Below are 18,241 nucleotides of genomic sequence, written 5' to 3'. Positions count from 1 at the left end.
GGGTTCGTGAAGCGTGCGGAGTCGCGGCGGCGCGGACGGCACTGGCTGGCGGACCAGCCGGTGGCCCGCAAGCTGGTGCTGCTGGTGCTGGTGTGCTGCGCCGTCGGCGCGGTCGTGCTCGGCGTCGGCGTCACCAGCCTCGGCCGGGTCAACGCCAAGGCGTCCGACCTGTACCACGACAACCTGGTGCCGTCGGCGCACCTGGCGGCCATGAACGAGTCGGCGATGCGGGTGCGCAACGACGTCGCCAACCTCGCCCTGTCCAACGGCCCCGTGGCCAGTCAGGCGTTCCAGGAGGGCATCGCCGCCGCGGACGCCGCCGTGGACCGGGCGCTCGCCGCCTACCGCGCGACCGTCACCACCACCGAGCAGCGGCAGTTGCTGGACCGTTTCACGATCTGGTGGGGCGCGTTCCGCAACATCCGCGACCACCGGCTCCTGCCGCTGCTGGCCGCCGGTGACGTCCCCGGCTTCCAGGCCGCGTACCTCGGCGACGGCGCCACCGTCACCGGCAACGCGATGCGCGCCCTCGGCGACCTGCTCGCCTACGAGCAGACCAGGGGGCGCGCCGGCGCCGGCGCCGCGGCCGACGCCTACGGCCGGGCCCGCATCGCGATGATCGTCGCGCTGGCCGCCGGGCTCGCGGCGGCGCTGCTGCTCGGCCGGTACCTGACCGGGCTCATCGTGCGCCCGATCCGCCGCGTGCACGCCGTGCTGACCGCGGTCGCCGCCGGTGACCTCACCGCCGAGGCGGACATCGCCCAGCGCGACGAGGTCGGCGACATGGCCCGCGCGCTGAACGCGGCCACGGCCAGCACCCGCGAGGCGGTCCGCAGCCTCGGGGACAACTCCGCGACGCTGTCCGCGGCCGCCGAGCGGCTCGCCGCGATCAGCCGGCAGATCGACACCAGCGCCACCGACGCCAACACCCGCGCCGAGCTCGTCGCCCGGGCCGCCAACGAGGTCAGCGAGCACGTCGCCGCCGTCGCCCACGGCGCCACGGAGATGGGCGGCGCCATCGAGGAGATCTCGCGCGGCACCGCGCACGCGGCCACCGTCACCGCGACGGCGGTGTCGATCGCGGCGGCCACCAACGAGACCATCGGCAAGCTCGGCGCCTCCTCCGGCGAGATCGGCGAGGTCATCAAGGTCATCACGTCGATCGCCGGGCAGACGAACCTCCTCGCGCTCAACGCGACCATCGAGGCGGCCCGGGCCGGCGACTTCGGCAAGGGCTTCGCCGTGGTCGCGCAGGAGGTCAAGGACCTCGCCCGGGAGACCGCCCGGGCCACCGACGACATCGGCCGGCGCGTCCAGGCGATCCAGCTCGACACCGAGGACGCCGTCGCCGCGATCGGGCAGATCGGTGAGGTCATCGCGCAGATGAGCGAGTACCAGCACGCCATCGCCGCCGCCGTCGAGGAGCAGGCGGTCACGGCCCGGGCGATGGGCCACAGCGTCGACGAGGCGGCCGGCGGCTCGGTCGGCATCGCCACCAACATCGCCGGTGTCGCCGCCGCCACCAGGTCGACGAACGAGGGCGTGACCAGCACCGGCGATGCCGTCGACCAGCTCGCTCGGATGGCGTCCGACATGCGCGTCCTGGTGTCCCGCTTCACGTACTGAGGGTGTGCCGATGAACCGCCTTGCCGCGCTGCTGGCCCTGTCCGCGCTGGTCCTGCCGACCGCGGCGGGCTGCACGCAGTCCCTGCGCACCGGTGACGCCGGCGGGCCGTCGGCGACGGTGGCGCTGCTGCTGCCGGAGCGCAAGGCCAGCCGGTACGAGGCGGGGGACCAGCCGTACTTCGCGCAGAAGCTCTCCGAGCTGTGCCCCGGCTGCGAGGTCGACTACCGCAACGCCGAGCAGAGCGCCGCCACCCAGCTGCGGCAGGCGCGGGAGGCGCTCGCCGCGGGCGCGAAGGTGCTCGTGCTGACCCCGGTCGACAGCGTCGCCGCGGGGGAGATCGTCGCCGCGGCCAAGGCCAAGGACGTGCCGGTCATCTCGTACGACCGCCTCGTGCTGCGGACCGCCGTGGACTACTACGTCTCCTTCGACAACGCGAAGGTCGGCTCCCTGCAGGCGGCGGCGTTGCTGCAGGCGCTGGGCGCGAAGGCGGCCGCGGGGGAGATCCTGTGGATCAACGGCTCGCCGACGGACAACAACGCGACGCTGTTCAAGCAGGGCGCGCACGCCGGCCTCGACGGCAAGGTCCGGGTCGCGGCCGAGTCCGACACCGCGGAGTGGAACCCCGACAACGCCGGGGCGTGGGTCGCCCGGACCCTGCCGGCGCTGCGCGGCCGCACGATCGTCGGGGTGTACGCCGCCAACGACGGCACCGCGGGCGCCGCGATCGCCGCGATGAAGGCCGCGGGCCTGCCGCAGGTGCCGGTCACCGGCCAGGACGCCGAGACCGCGGCCCTGCAGCGGATCCTCGTCGGCGACCAGTACATGACGGTGTACAAGGCGATCCGCACCGAGGCGGAGACGGCCGCGGTGCTCGCCGCCGACCTGGTGCGCGGCAAGCGGCCGGCGGCGCCGGCGACCGTCGACAACGGCGCCGGGCGGGTCCCGTCGATCCTGCTCGACCCGGTCACGGTCACCAGGGACACGATCGCCTCGACGGTGGTCAAGGACGGCTTCGTGACGCCGGGCGCGCTGTGCGCCGGCGCCTACGCCGAGGCATGCAGGGCGGCCGGCATCGCATGACCCTTGACAACACTGGCTAATGACATTAGCTTTTTGGCTATGGAACTTAGCCACGAAGGCGGCCGCATCGCGTACGACGACAGCGGCACCGCCGGACCCCTGCTCCTGTGCGTGCCCGGCATGGGCGTGACCCGCGCGTCCTACGCGCCGATGGGCGCGCTGTTCGCCGCCGCCGGCTACCGGGTCGTCACGATGGACCTGCGCGGCCACGGCGGCAGCGACGCCGTCTGGGCCGACTACAGCCCCGAGGCGATCGGCCGCGACATCGTCGCGCTGCTGCGGCACCTCGACGCCGGCCCCGCCGTGCTGTTCACCAACTCCTACACCGGCGCCAGCGCCGTGTGGGTCGCTGCCGAGGCGCCCGAGCTGCTGCGCGCCGTCGTGCTCAGCGACCCGTTCGCCCGGGTCATGCCGAAGCCCAACGCGCTGATGCGCGCCGCGATCTGGGCGGTCGGCCGGTCCCGTCCACTGTGGATGATGTACTGGGCGAGCCTGTACAAGTCGCAGAAGCCCCCGACGTTCGCCCGGGAGCGCCGCGCGCTGTCGGCAAACCTCGCCGAGCCCGGCCGGATGGCGGCGCTGCGGGCGATGTTCGGCGCCGACGTCTCCGTCTGCGAGGCCCGGCTGGGCGAGGTCCGCACCCCGGCGCTGGTCCTCATGGGCGCGAAGGACCCGGACTTCCCCGACCCGGCCGCCGAGGCGCGCCTCGTCGCCGGGCGCGTCGGCGGCACGGTCGCGATGATCGACGGCGCCGGGCACTACCCGCACTCGGAGTTCCCGGCCGAGACCGCTGCCGCCGTGTTCGCCTTCCTCGGCCACCACGCCGTTGCCTAGGGCCGGGCTGAGCCGCGACGCCGTCGTCGACGCCGCGCTCGCTCTCGTCGACGCCGACGGCCCGGCGGCGCTCACCCTCGCCGCGGTCGCGGCCCGCACCGGGGTGGCCACGCCGTCGCTGTACAAGCACGTGGGCAGCCTGACCGAGCTGCGCGACCTGCTCGCCGTGCGGCTCTTCGAGCAGCTGCGCGCCGAGGCGACCGCGGCCGTGCTCGGCCTCAGCGGCGACGCCGCGCTCGAGGCGCTCATGCGCGCCTACCACGGCTACGCCGTCACCCACCCGCACCGCTACGCGCTGCTGCCGCAGGCCCCGGCCCCAGACCCGGCGGTGGCGGCCGCCGGGGAGCGCTTCGTCGAGCTGTGCTTCGCCGTGCTGCGCGGGTACGGCCTGGACGGCGACGACCTCGTGCACGCCACCCGGATCACGCGCGCGGCGATGCACGGCTTCGCGGTGCTGCACACCTCCGGCGGCTTCGGCCTGCCCCAGGACGTCGAGGCGACCTTCGACCGCCTGGTCGCCACCGTCGTGCGCGGCATGACCGCCATGGCGTCGGGGCGCCGGTGAGCGACCCCGCGCCGCGGGTCACTCGTGCGGCAGCAGGAAGCGGTGGTTGACCTGGAAGCGCCGGCCGTCGGCGGTCGCGAGCACCGGCCACTGCGCCGGGTCCGGGTGCGGCACGGCGCGCAGCAGGGCGCGGGCCTGCCGGCCGCGCAGGTCGAGCTGGGCGACGAACTCGTCGCGGTCCAGCTGCGGCACCGGCACCCCGGCCGGCCACGGCGCCACCACGGTGGGCCGCTGCGCCGGGTCGAGCAGGACCGCGACGAGCCGGACGGCGTCGGGGTGGAAGGGCGACCCGGTCCGCAGCGTGCGGTCGCGCAGCTGGCTCAGGTGGTCCAGCAGCGAGTACGCGGCGGCCGGGTACGCGCGGTCGGCGCGGGTCTCCTCGAGGCCCTCGAACTGGGCCCGGAACCGGCGGCCGTTGCCCCGCACGGTGAACACCGTCGACGGCACGTCGGCGATCATCGGCGCGCCCGGCCGGCGGCGGGTGTTGGCGGGGTCGCGCAGCACGGCGGTGGCGTGGTTGCGCAGCGAGCGCAGGGTGCCCTGGCCGACCTTCACCCGGCGGGCGGCGTCGGCGACGAGGGTGCCGTCGTCGTAGGCGACCAGCCGCGGCGCGCGCAGCGCATTCCAGCCGGCGGGGACGAACCCGCCGGTCAGCTCCCAGGTGAGCAGCGGCTGCGACCGCCGGCCCGCCTCGGTGTCCTCCGGCGCGGCCACCGCGATCGCGGCACCGCCGACGGCGGCCGTCAGGCCGACCGCGCCCGCGCCCAGCAGCAGACTCCTGCGGTTCATGCTCCAGTCGCTCCCGTCCGGCGGGGCGTCGTGCCCCGCCACTGGTGACCTTAACGACAAAACGGACTAAAAGACTCCAAATGCCGCCCCGGTACGCCCGGCGTAATGGATACATACCGAAGTCGTTTGGTAGGGTTTACGGTGCTGCATCGGACCCCGTCGGCGAGGAAGCCATGCGTATATCGGCCAAGGCGGACTACGCGATCCGCGCACTGGTGGAGCTGGCGGCCGACGCCGGGCGACCACTGGTCTGCGAGGGCATCGCGGCCGCCCAGCACATCCCGTACCGGTTCCTCAAGTCCGTGATGCGCGACCTGCGCCGCACGGGTCTGGTCCGCAGCCAGCGCGGCTGCGAGGGTGGGTACTGGCTGGGCCGCGACCCGGCCACGATCACCCTGGCCGACGTCGTCGCCGCGGTCGACGGGGAGCTGATGACCGTGCACGGCGAGAGCCCCGACGGGCCCGCCGACCCGGCCGACGCGACCCGCGCGCCGGGCGTCACCGCGGTGTGGCGGGCGATCCAGGCGCGCACCGAGGAGATCCTCACCGGCGTCACCATCGCCGACCTGCTCACCGAGTCACCGGCGGAGCCCGCGGCGTCGCTGCTGGGTCTCGTCGGCGGCAGAACCGCCTAGGAGGCCCGCATGACCCAGCACCCGACCGACCACTGGCACGCCCCGCTGCGCCACATCAAGGGCAAGGAGCTCAGCGGCGACACCCGGCAGACCAGCGGGATGACCCGCCTGGAGGCCGTCTCGGGCAGGACCGTCGGCTCCGAGAGGGTCTGGATGGGCCAGACCCACGTCGCCCCGGCCACCAACTCCGGCGACCACCACCACGGCGAGGCGGAGACCGCCATCTACGTCGTGTCCGGCCACCCGGTCTTCGTGTTCGCCGAGGGTGACGCCGAGGTCAGGGTCGAGACCGAGCCCGGCGACTACATCTTCGTGCCGCCGTTCGTGCCGCACCGCGAGGAGAACCCGGGCACGGAGGAGGCGGTCGTCGTCATCGCCCGCAGCAGCCAGGAGGGCATCGTGGTCAACCTGCCCAGCCTGTGGGCGCCCGTGGACGAGGGGGACGTCGGCAGGTGACGCCCACCGTCGTCGAGTACACCGACCCGATGTGCCCCTGGGCCTGGGGCTCGGAGCCGACGTTCCGGCGGCTGCGGGAGCTGACCGCGGCCCGCTTCCGCTGGCGGCGGGTGTACGGCATCCTGTTCGACCTCGACGACGACCCGCCGCCGGATCCCGACGCGGAGGCCGCCTGGTACCACCGCTTCGTGCGCGACGTGTCGGGCCACACCGGCGCGCCCTGCCCGGCGCGCCTGGAGCGGGTCGCGGTGAGCTCGTGGCCGGCGTCGCTCGGCGCGAAGGCCGCCGCCCGGCAGGGGCTGGAGGACGTGGTCCTGCGCCGGCTCCGCGAGGCCATGTTCCTGCGCGGCGAGCCCGCTGACACCCCCGAGCGGGTCCTGGCCGCCGCGGCGGCGGTCCCCGGGCTGGACCTGGCCCGCCTGGCGCGCGACCTGGCGTCGCCGGAGGTCGCCGCCGCCGTGCGCGCCGACTGGTTGGAGACCCGCCGCCCGGCGCCCGAGGTGATCGGCCTCACGGCGCCCGGCCCACACTGCGGCGCGGCCAAGGAGATCGACGGCGGTCTGCGGTACGCGCTGCCGACGCTGCTCTTCGAAGGCCCCCTGGGCAGGCAGATCGTGCCGGGATGGCGCCCGCTGCGGCAGTACCTGGACGCGGCCGAACGGGTCGCCCCGGCCTGATAACTCCTATAAAAACCATCGGATTTGTCTCGAAGCATAGGACACTTCCAGATGGCTATTGACGTGAGTTCGGCGGCGTCCCCATGATGGGCACATGACATCGACCCACCCCGGCGTAGTTCGTCGCTACGTCGACCTCAGGCGCACGGCAAGCGCCCTCTGTCGATAAGTCACCGTCGATCCACCCGCCCGCCGGGCACGCCGCCGTGCCGCGGGCCCCCGCGCACCCACCGAAGCGACCCCACCCAGCCGCCGCGCGCCCGCAGCACACCGGGCCGGCGTGGCGGACGGCTCCGCGCACCCTCCGTTCCCTGGAAAGGCTTCCGTCCCCATGAGCTCATCGCTGACCCGCAGGTCGTTCCTCGGACTCGGTGCCGCCGCCGGCACCGCGACCCTGCTCGCCGCCTGCGGTGACGGGACGGTCGCGGCCCCCGGCACCGCCGGCGGCACCCTCAAGTGGGGCTGGTCCAGCGTCACCAGCTGGGACCCGGTCACCTCGTCCGCCGGCTGGGACGTGCACCTGCTGTCGCTCGTGTACGCCGGCCTCACCAAGCTCGACGAGAAGGGCAACGCCGTCCCGGCGCTCGCCACCGGCTGGACGTACGACAGCGCCGGCACCACCCTGACGTTCACGCTGCGGCCGGGCCTCAAGTTCAGCGACGGCACCGCCCTGGACGCCGACGCGGTGAAGCAGAGCCTCGAACGCGGCCGGGACTTCCCCAAGTCGCTCGTCGCCGCGCAGCTGGCCAACGTCAGATCGGTGACCGCGCCCGACGCCACCACCGTGGTCCTCGGCCTCGCCCAGCCCGACTACCAGATCCCGAACCTGCTCGCCGGCAAGACCGGCATGATCGTCAGTCCGGCCGCGATCGCCGCCGACGCCGCAGCGCTGGCGACGAAGCCCGTCGGCGCCGGGCCGTTCACCCTCACCTCGTACGTGCAGAACGCCAAGGCCGTCCTCACCCGCAACCCCGACTACTGGGACGCGGCCAGCATCAAGCTCGCCGGGTTCGAGGCGTACCCGCTGCCGGAGCCCGCCACCGTGGTGGCCGCCCTGCAGTCCGGGCAGTACGACGTCGCCCAGATCCCCGGCGGCCAGGTCGAGGCCGCCAAGGCCGCCGGCCTGCGGGTGCAGGTGATCCCGTCACTGGTCGTCGCGGTCCTCGACGTCAACATCACCAAGAAGCCGTTCGACGACCCGAAGGTCACCGAGGCGCTGCGCTACGCCGTGGACCGCGCCGCGCTGCTCAAGACCGCCCAGTTCGGCCACGGCGAGGTCGCCTACCAGCCGTTCCCGAAGGGCTACGCCGGCTACAGCAACAGCCTCGAAGGCATCTACCAGTACGACCCCGCGAAGGCGAAGCAGCTGCTGGCACAGTCCAGCTACGGCACCTCGCCGGTCGACGTCGTCATCACCACCGCCAAGGCCGAGGGCGTGCCCGAGCAGCTGCAGTCGCAGCTCAACGCCGCCGGCTTCAAGGCCACCATCGAGGTCATCCCGCAGGCGCAGGCCACGCAGCTGGTGTACGTGCAGCACAGCAAGGCCCTCTTCGTCGACCAGTTCGCCGGCCGGGACTCCGCCGTGCAGGCGTTCCAGGTGCTGTTCGGCAAGGAGGGCCTGATGAACCCCGGGCGGCAGACCCCGCCGGAGCTCGCCGACGCCCTGGCCAAGGTGAGCCGGACGCCGCTGGACGACCCGACCTACCCGAGCGTGCTGCAGGCGGCCACCGCGGTCGCGGTGAAGTCGATGCCCAACGTCTTCCTGTACAGCGTGCCCCGGATCCTCGCCCGCCGCGCCAACGTGTCGGCGATTCCCGAGTTCACCGTCGTCCAGCGCTTCGAAGGGGTGACCGTGTCATGACCACGCTGCTCTCCCGGCCGCCGGACCTCGTCCGGCCGGTCCCGGCCGCGGCACCGGACGAGCCGCGGCCCCGGCGGTCCCGGCGCTGGATCGGTACCCTCGCCACGCCCGTGGTCGTGTTCGTGTTCTCGTCGCTGCTGACGTTCGGGCTCGGCGCGCTGTCACCGAGCAACCCGGCCGCCGCGGTCCTCGGCGAGACCGCCACCCCGGACGACATCGCCCGGATGAACCACGAGTTCGGCCTCGACCGGCCGCTGCCGGTGCAGTACCTCGACTGGCTGTGCTCCGCGCTGCGGGGCGACCTCGGCCGGTCCTACTTCACCACCATCCCCGTCGCCGACAGCATCTTCGCGGCGCTGCCCGTCGACCTCGCCCTCGCCGGCCTCGCCGTGCTGCTCGCCGTGCTCATCGGCGGTGCCGCCGGCATCGCCGCCGCGCTGCGCCAGGGCAGCCGGCTGGACCGGGCCGTCACCGCCGTCGCCTCCGGGCTCGGCACGCTGCCGCCGTTCGTGCTCGGCATCGGCCTCATCGTGGTGTGCTCCGTGCTGCTCAAGGCGCTGCCGGCGGGCGGCTACGTCCCCCTCGAGCAGGGCGTCGGGCAGTGGCTGCGCTTCGCGATCCTGCCCGCGCTCGCGCTCAGCCTCGACATCGCCGCGTCCATCGCCCGGCAGCTGCGCACGTCGCTGGTCGGGCAGCTCGGCGAGAACTACGTCACCGGCGCCGTCGTGCGCGGCCTCGGCGCCCGCCGGGTGCTGTTCCGCCACGCGCTGCGCAACGCGATCGGTCCCGCCCTCACCGTCCTGGGCATGGGCGTGCCGATGGTCCTCGGCGGCGCCGTCGTCACCGAGAAGATCTTCAACCTGCCGGGGCTGGCCCAGCTCGCCCTGCAGGCGTCCAACCAGCACGACATCCCGCTCATCCAGGGCACCCTGCTCGTCACCGTCACCGTCGTGCTGATCTGCAACACCCTCGTCAACGTCGCGGTGCTGCGCCTCACCCCGCAGGGCAAGCGATGAGCACGCTCACGGCCGCCCGGCCGTCCGCGCGCCGGTGGCGGTGGCAACCGTCGGTCCGCTTCGCGGTCGCCGTGCTCGCCGTCGTCGCGTTCCTCGCCGTGGCCGGCGGCGCGGTCGCGCCGCACGACCCGCTGCTGCAGGACCCGGACCTGGCGTTGCGCGGGCCCAGCTCCGCCCACCCGTTCGGCACCGACTACCTCGGCCGCGACGTGTTCAGCCGGCTGCTCGCCGGCACCGGCACCACCGTCGTCGCCGCCCTGCAGAGCGTCGGCGTCGGCCTCGCCCTCGGCGTCCTGCCGGGCCTGGCGTCGCTGTGGCTCGGCCGCGGCGCCGAGTGGGTGCTGCTGCGCGCCGTCGACGCGGTCATGACGCTGCCGTTCATCGTCTTCGCCATCGCCGTCACCGGCGTCCTCGGCAACGGCCTCAGCCAGGCGATGGTCGCCATCGGCGTGCTGTTCGCGCCGCTGTTCTTCCGGGTCACCCGCGCGGCGGGGCTCAGCCTCACCCGCGCCCAGTACGTCGAGGCCGCCGAGCTGTTCGGCGCCTCCCGGTGGCGGATCCTGCGCACCCACGTGTGGGGCAAGGTCGTGCCGACCGTCGCCGTCACCGCCGCGCAGGCGACCGGCGGGGCGCTGCTCGCCGTGTCCTCGCTGACGTTCCTGGGCATCGGCGTCCAGCCGCCGGCACCGACGTGGGGCGGCGTCCTCGCCAGCGAGCTCGGGTTCCTCGCCCAGCAGCCGTGGGCGCCGGTCATCCCGGCCGCCCTGATCATGCTGGCGGTCGCCGCGCTCAACGCCCTCGCCGACGCGATCCGCCCCGGCGGTGCGGCATGAATCCTGTCCTGCGGGTCGAAAATCTGCACGTGTCCGTCGGCGCTGGCCACGAGGCCGTCCGGGCCGTGTCGTTCGCCATCGAACGGGGCGGGTCCGTCGGGCTGGTCGGCGAGTCCGGCTCCGGCAAGACCCTCACCTGCCGCGCCGTCCTCGGCGTCCTGCCACCCGGCGTCGCGGTCACCGGCGGCACCATCCACCTCGGCGGCGACCCGGACCCCACCGACCTCACCGGGCTCGACCGGCGCGGCTGGGACGCGGTGCGGGGCAACCGGCTCGCCGCCGTGTTCCAGGACCCGGCCTCCTACCTGAACCCGTCGCTGACCGTCGGCCGGCAGCTCGCCGAGCAGCTGCGGCTCAAGCGCGGCCTGCGCCGCGGCCTGACCCGCGCCGCCGCCGTCGAGCTGCTCGCCGCGATGGGGCTGCGCCGGCCGGCGGCGGTGTTCGACCAGTACCCGCACGAGCTGTCCGGCGGCATGCTGCAGCGGGCCCTCATCGCCATCGCCGTCGCCGGCGAGCCGGAGCTGCTCGTCGCCGACGAGGCCACCACCGCCCTCGACGCCGCCGTGCAGGCCGAGGTCCTCGAGCTGCTGCGGCACCTGCGCGAGACGCGCGGCCTGGCGCTGCTGCTCGTCAGCCACGACCTGGCCGTCGTCGCCGAGGTCTGCGACCGGGTCGCGGTCTTCTACGCCGGCGAGATCGTCGAGCAGGGCCCGACGGCCGAGGTGATCGCCAGCCCGCGGCACCCGTACACGGAGGCGCTGCTGCGCGTCGCGTCCCTCGGCGACTGGCGCCGCCGCGACCTGGAGGTCATCCCCGGCCGGCCGCCGGAGCCCGGCGCGATGCCGGCCGGCTGCCGGTTCGCGGCCCGCTGCGCGCACGCCACCGACACCTGCGCCACCCCCGTCCCACTGTCCACCGTGGACGACCGTCAGGTCCGGTGCCACCGGGCCGCGACCCTGGAGCTGGTGGGCGCATGAGCGACGTACTGGTGGTCGACGGGCTGGACGTCACGTTCGACCGGCACCGGGTCCTGGCGGACCTGTCGCTGCGGGTACGGGCGGGGGAGATCCTCGGTGTCATCGGCGAGACCGGCTCCGGCAAGACCACCCTCGCCCGGGCGGTCGTCGGCGCGGCACCGGTGCGCGCCGGCCGGATCACGTTCGACGGCACCGACCTCACCGCGCTGCGCGGCCCGGCGCTGCGCGCGTGGCGGCGCACCGGCCAGGTCCAGTACGTGTTCCAGGACCCGCTGCGCGCCCTCGACCCGCAGCACACCGTCGCGCGGATCGTCGCCGAAGGGCTCACCGTCGCCGGGGTCCTGGACCGGACCGCGATCGACGCCAAGGTCACCGCCGCCCTGGTCCAGGTCGGTCTCGACCCGGCGCTCGCCGACCGGCTGCCCGGGCAGATCTCCGGCGGCCAGCGGCAGCGGGTGCTGCTGGCCCGCGCCGTCGCCCTCGACCCGCGGCTGCTGCTGTGCGACGAGCCGGTCAGCGCCCTCGACGCGTCCAACCGCAACCACGTGCTGCGGCTCCTCGCCGACCTGCGGGACAGGGCCGGGGTGACGGTCGTCGTCATCTCCCACGACCTGAGCTCCCTGGCCGGGATCGCCGACCGGGTCGCCGTCCTGTACGGCGGGCGCCTCGTCGAGCAGGGCCCGATCGAGCGGGTGCTGAGCGAGCCCCGGCACCCGTACACGGCGCTGCTCACCGCGTCGGCGCCCAGCGTCCGCCGGGAGCACCCGATCCCGGCGCGGGCGCTGCGGCCGGCACCGGAGCACACGCCGGCCGCCGCGTTCGGGGCCGGCGCGTGCCCGTACGCGCCGCGGTGCCCCTTCGCGACCCCGGCCTGCGTCACCGCCCCGCCCACCACCGGCGACGCGTGGCAGGTCGCGTGCCACCACGCCGGCGCGTGGCGGGCGCAGCTGGCGGCCGGCGCCCGATGAGCACCCCGACCACCTCCCACTGGGGCGCGTTCCGGGTCCGGCCCGGCGCCGGCGGCGCGCTCGCCGTCGAGCCGCACCCCGCCGACCCGTCGCCGTCGCCACTGCTGGGCAACGTCGCCGGCGGCCTGCGGCACCGCACCCGGGTGGCGCGGCCGGCGATCCGGCGCGGCTGGCTGGAGGACGGGCCCGGCCCCACCGACCGGCGCGGCCGCGACGGCTACGTGGAGGTCGACTGGGACACCGCCCTGGACCTGCTCGCCGCCGAGCTCGACCGGGTCCGGCGCGAGCACGGCAACGAGGCCGTCTTCGGCGGCTCGTACGGCTGGGCCAGCGCCGGCCGGTTCCACCACGCGCAGAGCCAGCTGCACCGCTTCCTCAACGGGTTCGGCGGGTACACGGGCTCCCGCAACTCCTACAGCCTCGGCACGTCGCTCGTGCTGCTGCCGCACGTCGTCGGCGAGGCCGAGGACGTGCTGCGCGACGCGTCGTCGTGGCCGACGATCACCGAGCACACGGAGCTGCTCGTCGCGTTCGGCGGCGTCCCGGCGAAGAACCTGTCCGTCACGCCCGGCGGCGTCACCCGGCACACCGCCCACGGCCACCTGCGCCGGCTCGCCGAGCGGCGGGTGCCGGTGGTGCTGGTCAGCCCGCTGCGCGCCGACCTGCCGGCGGACCTGCGGGCACAGTGGCTGCCGGTGGTGCCCGGCACCGACACCGCGCTCATGCTCGGCCTCGCGCACAGCCTCGTCGTGGAGGACCTGCACGACCGGGCGTTCCTCGACGGGTACACCACCGGCTTCGACACCTTCCGCGGGTACCTGCTCGGGCACGCCGACGGGGTGGTGAAGGACGCCGCGTGGGCCGCCGGGATCTGCGGCGTCGACGCCGCCGGCATCCGCGCCCTCGCCCGGCGGATGGCGGCCGCGCGGACCCTGGTCACCGTCACCTGGTCGCTGCAGCGCGCCCAGCACGGCGAGCAGCCCGTGTGGGCGGGGATCGCCCTCGCCGCGCTGCTCGGCCAGATCGGGCTGCCCGGCGGCGGCTTCGGTCACGGCTACGGCTCGATGGGCGACGTCGGCGACCACGGCCCCAAGCGTCGCCTACCGACCCTGCCGCAGGGCGCCAACCCGGTCCGCGGGTTCATCCCCGTCGCCCGCGTCGCCGACATGTTGTTGCGGCCCGGCGACCCGTACGACTACGACGGCGAGCGACGGACCTATCCCGACGTACGACTCGTGTACTGGGCCGGTGGGAACCCCTTCCACCACCACCAGGACCTGACCCGCCTGCGGGCCGCGTTCGGCCGCCCCGACACCGTCGTGGTGCACGAGCCGCACTGGACGTCGACCGCCCGGCACGCCGACATCGTGCTGCCGTGCACGACCACCCTCGAACGCGACGACCTCGGCGGCGGCCGCCGCGACACGCACCTCATCGCGATGCACCGCGCCGTCGACCCCGTCGGCGAGGCCCGCGACGACCACGCGATCCTCGCCGCCCTGGCGCACCGGCTCGGCTTCGGCGACACGTTCACCGAGGGCCGCACCCCGTGGCAGTGGCTGCGGCACCTGTACGGCGGCTGGCGCGACGAGCTGCGCGCCGAGGGCCACGACGTGCCGGACTTCGACGCGTTCTGGGCCGCCGGCGACTACCAGCTGCCGCCCGGCCCGACCCACTTCACGCTGCTGGAGGACTTCCGGGCCGGCCGGACGGCGCTGCGGACCCCGAGCGGCCGGATCGAGCTGTACTCCGAGACCGTCGCCGGCTTCGGCTACCCCGACTGCCCCGGCCACCCGGTGTGGCTGGAGCCCGACGAGTGGCTCGGCGGGCCGGCCGCCGCCCGGTTCCCGCTGCTGCTCATCGCCAACCAGCCCGCCACCCGGCTGCACAGCCAGCTCGACGTCGGCGCGACCAGCCTCGCCGGCAAGCGCGCGGGCCGGGAGGCGCTGCGGCTGCACCCCGCGGACGCCGCCGACCGGGGCATCGCCGACGGCGACGTCGTGCGGGTCTTCAACGACCGGGGCGCCTGCCTCGCCGGGGCAGTCCTCGACGACGGGCTGCGCCGCGGCGTGGTGCGGCTGCCGACCGGTGCCTGGTTCGACCCCGTCGAGGAGCCCGGCGGGCGGCTGCTGTGCGTGCACGGCAACCCGAACGTGCTGACGGCGGACGTGCCCAGCTCCCGGCTGTCGCAGGGCTGCACCGGCCAGCACGCCCTGGTCGAGGTCGCCGCGCTGACCGGCCCGCCACCGCCGGTGACGGTCCACGACCCACCGCTGCTGGAGCGGAGGAATCCATGAGCGGTCCGGAGCGGAGCGGAGGAGCCGCGAATCATGGGCGCAGCGTGGGACTCAGGCCGGCGCCGGAGCGCAGCGGAGGTGACGGCATGAGTCTCGACGTGGTGACCGCGGAGCTCGCCGCCCGGGCGGCCGAGCACGACCGGGACGCGACGTTCCCGCACGACGGGATCGCGGTCGTGCACAAGCACGGGCTGCTGACCGCCACCGTCGCGGCCCGCTACGGCGGGGAGGGCGCGGGGCTGGCCCGTACCGTCGACATCCTGACCGCGCTGGGCGCCGGTGACCCGGCCGTCGCGCTGGTCACGGCGATGACGCTGTTCACCCACGCCGCGCAGGCCCGCGAGCCGTCCTGGCCCGAGCACCTCTACGCGGACCTGCTCGCCGCGTCGCGGGCGGGCCCGGCGCTGGTCAACGCGCTGCGGGTGGAGCCGGAGCTCGGCACCCCCGCCCGTGGCGGGCTCCCGGCGACCGTCGGGCGCCGCGACGGCTCCTCCTACGTGCTCGACGGCCACAAGGTCTTCTCGACCGGGGCCGTGGCGCTGTCCTGGATGGCGGTCTGGGGCCGCACGGACGAGGACCCGCCGCGGGTCGGCTCGTTCCTCGTCCGCGGCGGCAGCCCCGGCGTGCGGATCGAGCCGACCTGGGACCACCTCGGGCTGCGCGCCAGCCGCAGCGACGACGTCCACCTCGACGGGGTGCGGGTGCCGCTGGACGCGTTCGTGCACAGCCCCGCCGGTCGGGGCGCGGACCTCACCGCGTGGAACGCGCTGGGCCTCACCGCCCTGTACCTCGGCGTCGCGGCCGCGGCGCGGGACTGGCTGATCGGGTTCCTGCACGAGCGGACCCCGGCGGCGCTCGGCAAGCCCCTGGCGACGCTGCCCCGGTTCCAGGCCGCCGTCGGCGAGATCGAGGCCCTGCTGGTGTCGGCGTCGGCGCTGGTACGCGCGCAGGCGGCCGACTACGACAGCGGGCTGGCCGTGGAGGCCGGCATCGGCAAGCTCGTCGGCACCCGTGCCGCGATCGGCGCGGTGGAGCGGGCCGTCGCGCTGATCGGCAACAACGCCCTCACCCGCCGCAACCCCCTGGAGTGCCACCTGCGGGATGTGCTCTGCGCCCGCATCCACACCCCGCAGGACGACACCGTCCTCGCCGCGGCCGGCCAGGCCGCGCTGTCCCGTTCGCTGAACCCGAAGGAGCACACGCCATGACGGTCGAGTTCGTCGGCATGATCGGCACCCAGCACGCCTCGGAGATCCACGCCCCGGCCGGGCCGGTGATCGACCCCGCGTACACGCGCCGGTTCGCCCGCACCCACGAGGACGCCGGCTTCGACCGGATCCTCATCGGCTACGGCTCCGGCTGGCCCGAGGGCGGCCAGGTCGCCGCGCACGTCGCCGCCCACACCGAGCGGATCGGCCTGCTCATCGCGCACCGCCCCGGCTTCGTCGCGCCGACCCTCGCCGCGCGGCAGTTCGCGACGCTGGACCAGTTCAGCGGCGGCCGGGTCGCGGTGCACACGATCACCGGCGGCAACAACGCCGAGCAGCAGCGCGACGGCGTCTACCTGGACAAGGACGAGCGGTACGCGCGCACCGACGAGTACCTGGAGATCCTGCGTCGCGCGTGGTCGTCGCCGGAGCCGTTCGACTACGAGGGCCGCTACTACCGCTTCGCCGACTTCGCCGCGCACGTCCAGCCGGCGCACCGCATCCCGCTGTTCTTCGGCGGGTCGTCGGAGGCGGCGTACCGGGTCGGCGGCAGGCACGCGGACACGTTCGCGCTGTGGGGCGAGCCGCTGAAGGAGACCGCGGAGCAGATCGCCTCCGTGCGGGCCGCCGCGGCCGCCGCCGGGCGCACCGACGTGCCCGGCATCAGCGTGTCGTTCCGCCCGATCCTCGCCCCGACGGAGGACCTCGCCTGGGAGCGGGCGCACGCGATCCTCGACACCATCACCAGCGGCACGGCGGGATGGCCGCAGCGGGCGTGGCGGAGCGACGGCGCACCGGAGAACGTGGGCTCGCAGCGGCTGCTCGCGGCGGCCGCGAAGGGCGACCTGCACGACCGCGCGCTGTGGACCGCCCCGGCGAAGGCGACCGGCGCCGGCGGCAACTCGACCGCGCTGGTCGGCACGCCCGAGACGGTGGCGCGGGCGCTGCTGGACTACGTCGACATCGGCGTCACCACGATCCTGATCCGCGGCTACGACCCGCTCGACGACGCCATCGACTACGGCCGGCACCTGCTGCCGCTGGTCCGCCAGGAGCTCGCGCACCGCGCGGCCACCCGGACCACCGACGCCGCCCCGACCGACGCCGCCGCGGCGCAGGCCGAGCCGGTCGCGGCGGGTGCCCGGTGACCGCGACGATCGGGACGCCCGTCGTGGCTGGCGCCCGCTGGGACCCGCCGGCCGCCATCGCGGTCCGCGGCACCGTGCTCGTCCTGCCGGGCCGCGGCGAGCACGCCGGCGTCTACGACCGCTTCGGCCGCCGCCTCGCCGCCGACGGCTACGCGGTGCGCTCGGCGACCCCGGAGGCGGCGCCGTCGCTCGCCGCGGCCGCGACCGGCCCGGTCGTGCTGGCCGGCTCCGACACCGGCGCCCTGCACGCCCTGGCCGTCGCCGCGGCGCACCCGGACCTGTTCGCCGGGGTCATCGCCGCGGGCGTCGCCGCCGAAGGGGGCGCCGACGTCGGCTGGGAGGAGGAGCTGGCGGCCCGCACCGCCTGCCCGACCCACCAGGCGCGGCTCACCGGCGACACCGGGTTCCGGCGCGGCGCGCTCGCCCTGCCGGTCGCGGCGGACCTGCTGGCCCCGGCACCGGTCGCCGTGCCGGTGCTCGTCCTGCACGGCGAGGCCGACACCGTCAGCCCGGTCGCCGGGGCGCGGCGGCTCGCGGCGCGGCTGCCGCGGGCGGAGCTCGGCACCGTCCGCGACGGCCGGCACGACGTGCTCAACGACGCCACCCACCGCACCGTCGCCGCGCACGTCGTGCAGTGGCTGGAGCGGCTGCGCGCCGGCGCCGACGTGACACCGATCCTCACCGTCCACACGCACTGACCCGCCGAGGGAGGACCCCGATGACCGTCACCGCCATCGAACCCGACCTGTTCCGCCAGCTGCTGCGCCGGCACGCCGCCGGCGTCGTGGTCATCACCGCGCCCGGGCCGGCCGGCCCGGCCGGGTTCACCGCCACGTCGTTCACGTCCGTGTCGCTGCACCCGCCGCTGGTGTCGTTCTGCCTGGACCGGCGCTCGTCGAGCTGGCCGGCCGTCGAGGCGGCCGGGCACGTCGGGGTCCACGTCCTCGCCGACGCGCAGGAGCAGCTCGCCCGGCAGTTCGCGACCAGCGGCATCGACCGGTTCGCCGCACCGGCCAGCTGGCGCCCCGGCCCGCACGAGGTGCCGGTGCTCGACGGGGCCCTCGCGGTCCTGGTCTGCCGGGTCGTGGACCGCGTCCACGCCGGCGACCACGCGATCGTGCTGGCCGAGCCGGTCGTCGGCGAGCACCAGGAGGGCCTGCCGCTGCTGTACCACATGGGCCGCTACCTCAGGGCGGCCTGACGTCGGGCGGGTGGCGTCCGGCAGCCCGGTCGCCACCCGCCCGGCCCTGACCGTCGGCGTCGGTCAGGG

At 75.3% G+C, this 18,241-nt stretch carries 19 protein-coding genes; 18 read left to right on the top strand and 1 reads right to left on the bottom strand.

The window, feature by feature from the left end; genetic code table 11:
• Positions 1 to 6 precede the first annotated feature (6 nt).
• From OP18_RS23515 to OP18_RS23500, 4 genes are read left to right on the top strand one after another with little or no spacing between them, the layout of a single operon-like run.
• Positions 7 to 1,626 (top strand): methyl-accepting chemotaxis protein, encoded by a 1,620-nt coding sequence (locus tag OP18_RS23515; protein WP_052387188.1) that lies wholly within the window; start codon positions 7 to 9, stop codon positions 1,624 to 1,626.
• 10 nt (positions 1,627 to 1,636) lie between these two features.
• Entirely contained in the window at positions 1,637 to 2,707 is a 1,071-nt protein-coding gene (locus tag OP18_RS23510; protein ID WP_033361149.1) for a sugar ABC transporter substrate-binding protein, read from the top strand.
• Positions 2,708 to 2,746: 39 nt separating this feature from the next.
• Complete coding sequence (locus OP18_RS23505) at positions 2,747 to 3,541, top strand: alpha/beta fold hydrolase (RefSeq protein WP_052387187.1); 795 nt, start codon at positions 2,747 to 2,749, stop codon at positions 3,539 to 3,541.
• Complete coding sequence (locus OP18_RS23500; protein WP_033361147.1) at positions 3,534 to 4,106, top strand: TetR/AcrR family transcriptional regulator; 573 nt, start codon at positions 3,534 to 3,536, stop codon at positions 4,104 to 4,106. Before OP18_RS23505 ends, OP18_RS23500 begins: the two co-directional genes overlap by 8 nt.
• An 18-nt stretch (positions 4,107 to 4,124) precedes the next feature.
• Here OP18_RS23500 and OP18_RS23495 read toward each other — a convergent pair whose 3' ends face one another.
• Positions 4,125 to 4,895 carry a hypothetical protein gene (locus OP18_RS23495; protein ID WP_156089713.1) on the bottom strand — a complete coding sequence of 257 codons (771 nt, stop codon included), beginning with the start codon at positions 4,893 to 4,895 and terminating at the stop codon, positions 4,125 to 4,127.
• A gap of 173 nt (positions 4,896 to 5,068) precedes the next feature.
• Here OP18_RS23495 and OP18_RS23490 point away from each other — a divergent pair, with 173 nt between their 5' ends.
• From OP18_RS23490 to OP18_RS23430, 14 genes are all read left to right on the top strand, one after another.
• Entirely contained in the window at positions 5,069 to 5,530 is a 462-nt protein-coding gene (locus OP18_RS23490) for an RrF2 family transcriptional regulator (protein ID WP_033361145.1), read from the top strand.
• A gap of 9 nt (positions 5,531 to 5,539) precedes the next feature.
• Positions 5,540 to 5,986 carry a cupin domain-containing protein gene (locus tag OP18_RS23485; protein ID WP_033361144.1) on the top strand — a complete coding sequence of 149 codons (447 nt, stop codon included), beginning with the start codon at positions 5,540 to 5,542 and terminating at the stop codon, positions 5,984 to 5,986.
• Positions 5,983 to 6,663 carry a DsbA family oxidoreductase gene (locus tag OP18_RS23480; protein ID WP_211273644.1) on the top strand — a complete coding sequence of 227 codons (681 nt, stop codon included), beginning with the start codon at positions 5,983 to 5,985 and terminating at the stop codon, positions 6,661 to 6,663. The genes OP18_RS23485 and OP18_RS23480 overlap by 4 nt, the downstream gene beginning before the upstream one ends.
• 94 nt (positions 6,664 to 6,757) lie before the next feature.
• Positions 6,758 to 6,832, top strand: coding sequence for a putative leader peptide (locus OP18_RS62595; RefSeq protein WP_360094311.1), 75 nt, complete (start codon positions 6,758 to 6,760; stop codon positions 6,830 to 6,832).
• Between the two features lie 162 nt (positions 6,833 to 6,994).
• On the top strand, positions 6,995 to 8,524 hold the full coding sequence (locus OP18_RS23475) for an ABC transporter substrate-binding protein (RefSeq protein WP_033361143.1): 1,530 nt from the start codon (positions 6,995 to 6,997) through the stop codon (positions 8,522 to 8,524).
• Positions 8,521 to 9,540 carry an ABC transporter permease gene (locus tag OP18_RS23470; RefSeq protein ID WP_033361142.1) on the top strand — a complete coding sequence of 340 codons (1,020 nt, stop codon included), beginning with the start codon at positions 8,521 to 8,523 and terminating at the stop codon, positions 9,538 to 9,540. The genes OP18_RS23475 and OP18_RS23470 overlap by 4 nt, the downstream gene beginning before the upstream one ends.
• The gene (locus OP18_RS23465; RefSeq protein ID WP_052387186.1) at positions 9,537 to 10,373 is read left to right on the top strand and encodes an ABC transporter permease; all 837 of its coding nucleotides are present in this window, start codon (positions 9,537 to 9,539) and stop codon (positions 10,371 to 10,373) included. The genes OP18_RS23470 and OP18_RS23465 overlap by 4 nt, the downstream gene beginning before the upstream one ends.
• A gap of 29 nt (positions 10,374 to 10,402) precedes the next feature.
• Positions 10,403 to 11,350, top strand: a complete 948-nt coding sequence (locus OP18_RS23460; protein WP_211273643.1) for an ABC transporter ATP-binding protein — start codon at positions 10,403 to 10,405, stop codon at positions 11,348 to 11,350.
• The gene (locus OP18_RS23455) at positions 11,347 to 12,318 is read left to right on the top strand and encodes an ABC transporter ATP-binding protein (RefSeq protein ID WP_063745566.1); all 972 of its coding nucleotides are present in this window, start codon (positions 11,347 to 11,349) and stop codon (positions 12,316 to 12,318) included. Before OP18_RS23460 ends, OP18_RS23455 begins: the two co-directional genes overlap by 4 nt.
• Positions 12,315 to 14,615, top strand: a complete 2,301-nt coding sequence (locus tag OP18_RS23450) for a molybdopterin-dependent oxidoreductase (RefSeq protein WP_033361283.1) — start codon at positions 12,315 to 12,317, stop codon at positions 14,613 to 14,615. The genes OP18_RS23455 and OP18_RS23450 overlap by 4 nt, the downstream gene beginning before the upstream one ends.
• 86 nt (positions 14,616 to 14,701) lie before the next feature.
• A complete protein-coding gene (locus OP18_RS23445) occupies positions 14,702 to 15,823 on the top strand; it encodes an acyl-CoA dehydrogenase family protein (RefSeq protein ID WP_033361140.1) in 1,122 nt (373 codons plus the stop codon).
• Positions 15,820 to 16,971: an LLM class flavin-dependent oxidoreductase gene (locus OP18_RS23440; protein WP_033361139.1), complete on the top strand. Its 1,152-nt coding sequence runs from the start codon at positions 15,820 to 15,822 to the stop codon at positions 16,969 to 16,971. Before OP18_RS23445 ends, OP18_RS23440 begins: the two co-directional genes overlap by 4 nt.
• Complete coding sequence (locus OP18_RS23435) at positions 16,968 to 17,669, top strand: alpha/beta hydrolase (protein WP_052387185.1); 702 nt, start codon at positions 16,968 to 16,970, stop codon at positions 17,667 to 17,669. The genes OP18_RS23440 and OP18_RS23435 overlap by 4 nt, the downstream gene beginning before the upstream one ends.
• Positions 17,670 to 17,689: 20 nt before the next feature.
• Positions 17,690 to 18,172 carry a flavin reductase family protein gene (locus OP18_RS23430; RefSeq protein ID WP_033361138.1) on the top strand — a complete coding sequence of 161 codons (483 nt, stop codon included), beginning with the start codon at positions 17,690 to 17,692 and terminating at the stop codon, positions 18,170 to 18,172.
• Positions 18,173 to 18,241 lie beyond the last annotated feature (69 nt).

It is taken from the genome of Dactylosporangium aurantiacum (assembly GCF_000716715.1).
Lineage (GTDB): Bacteria > Actinomycetota > Actinomycetes > Mycobacteriales > Micromonosporaceae > Dactylosporangium > Dactylosporangium aurantiacum.
This window is presented reverse-complemented; position numbering and strand designations above follow the sequence as displayed.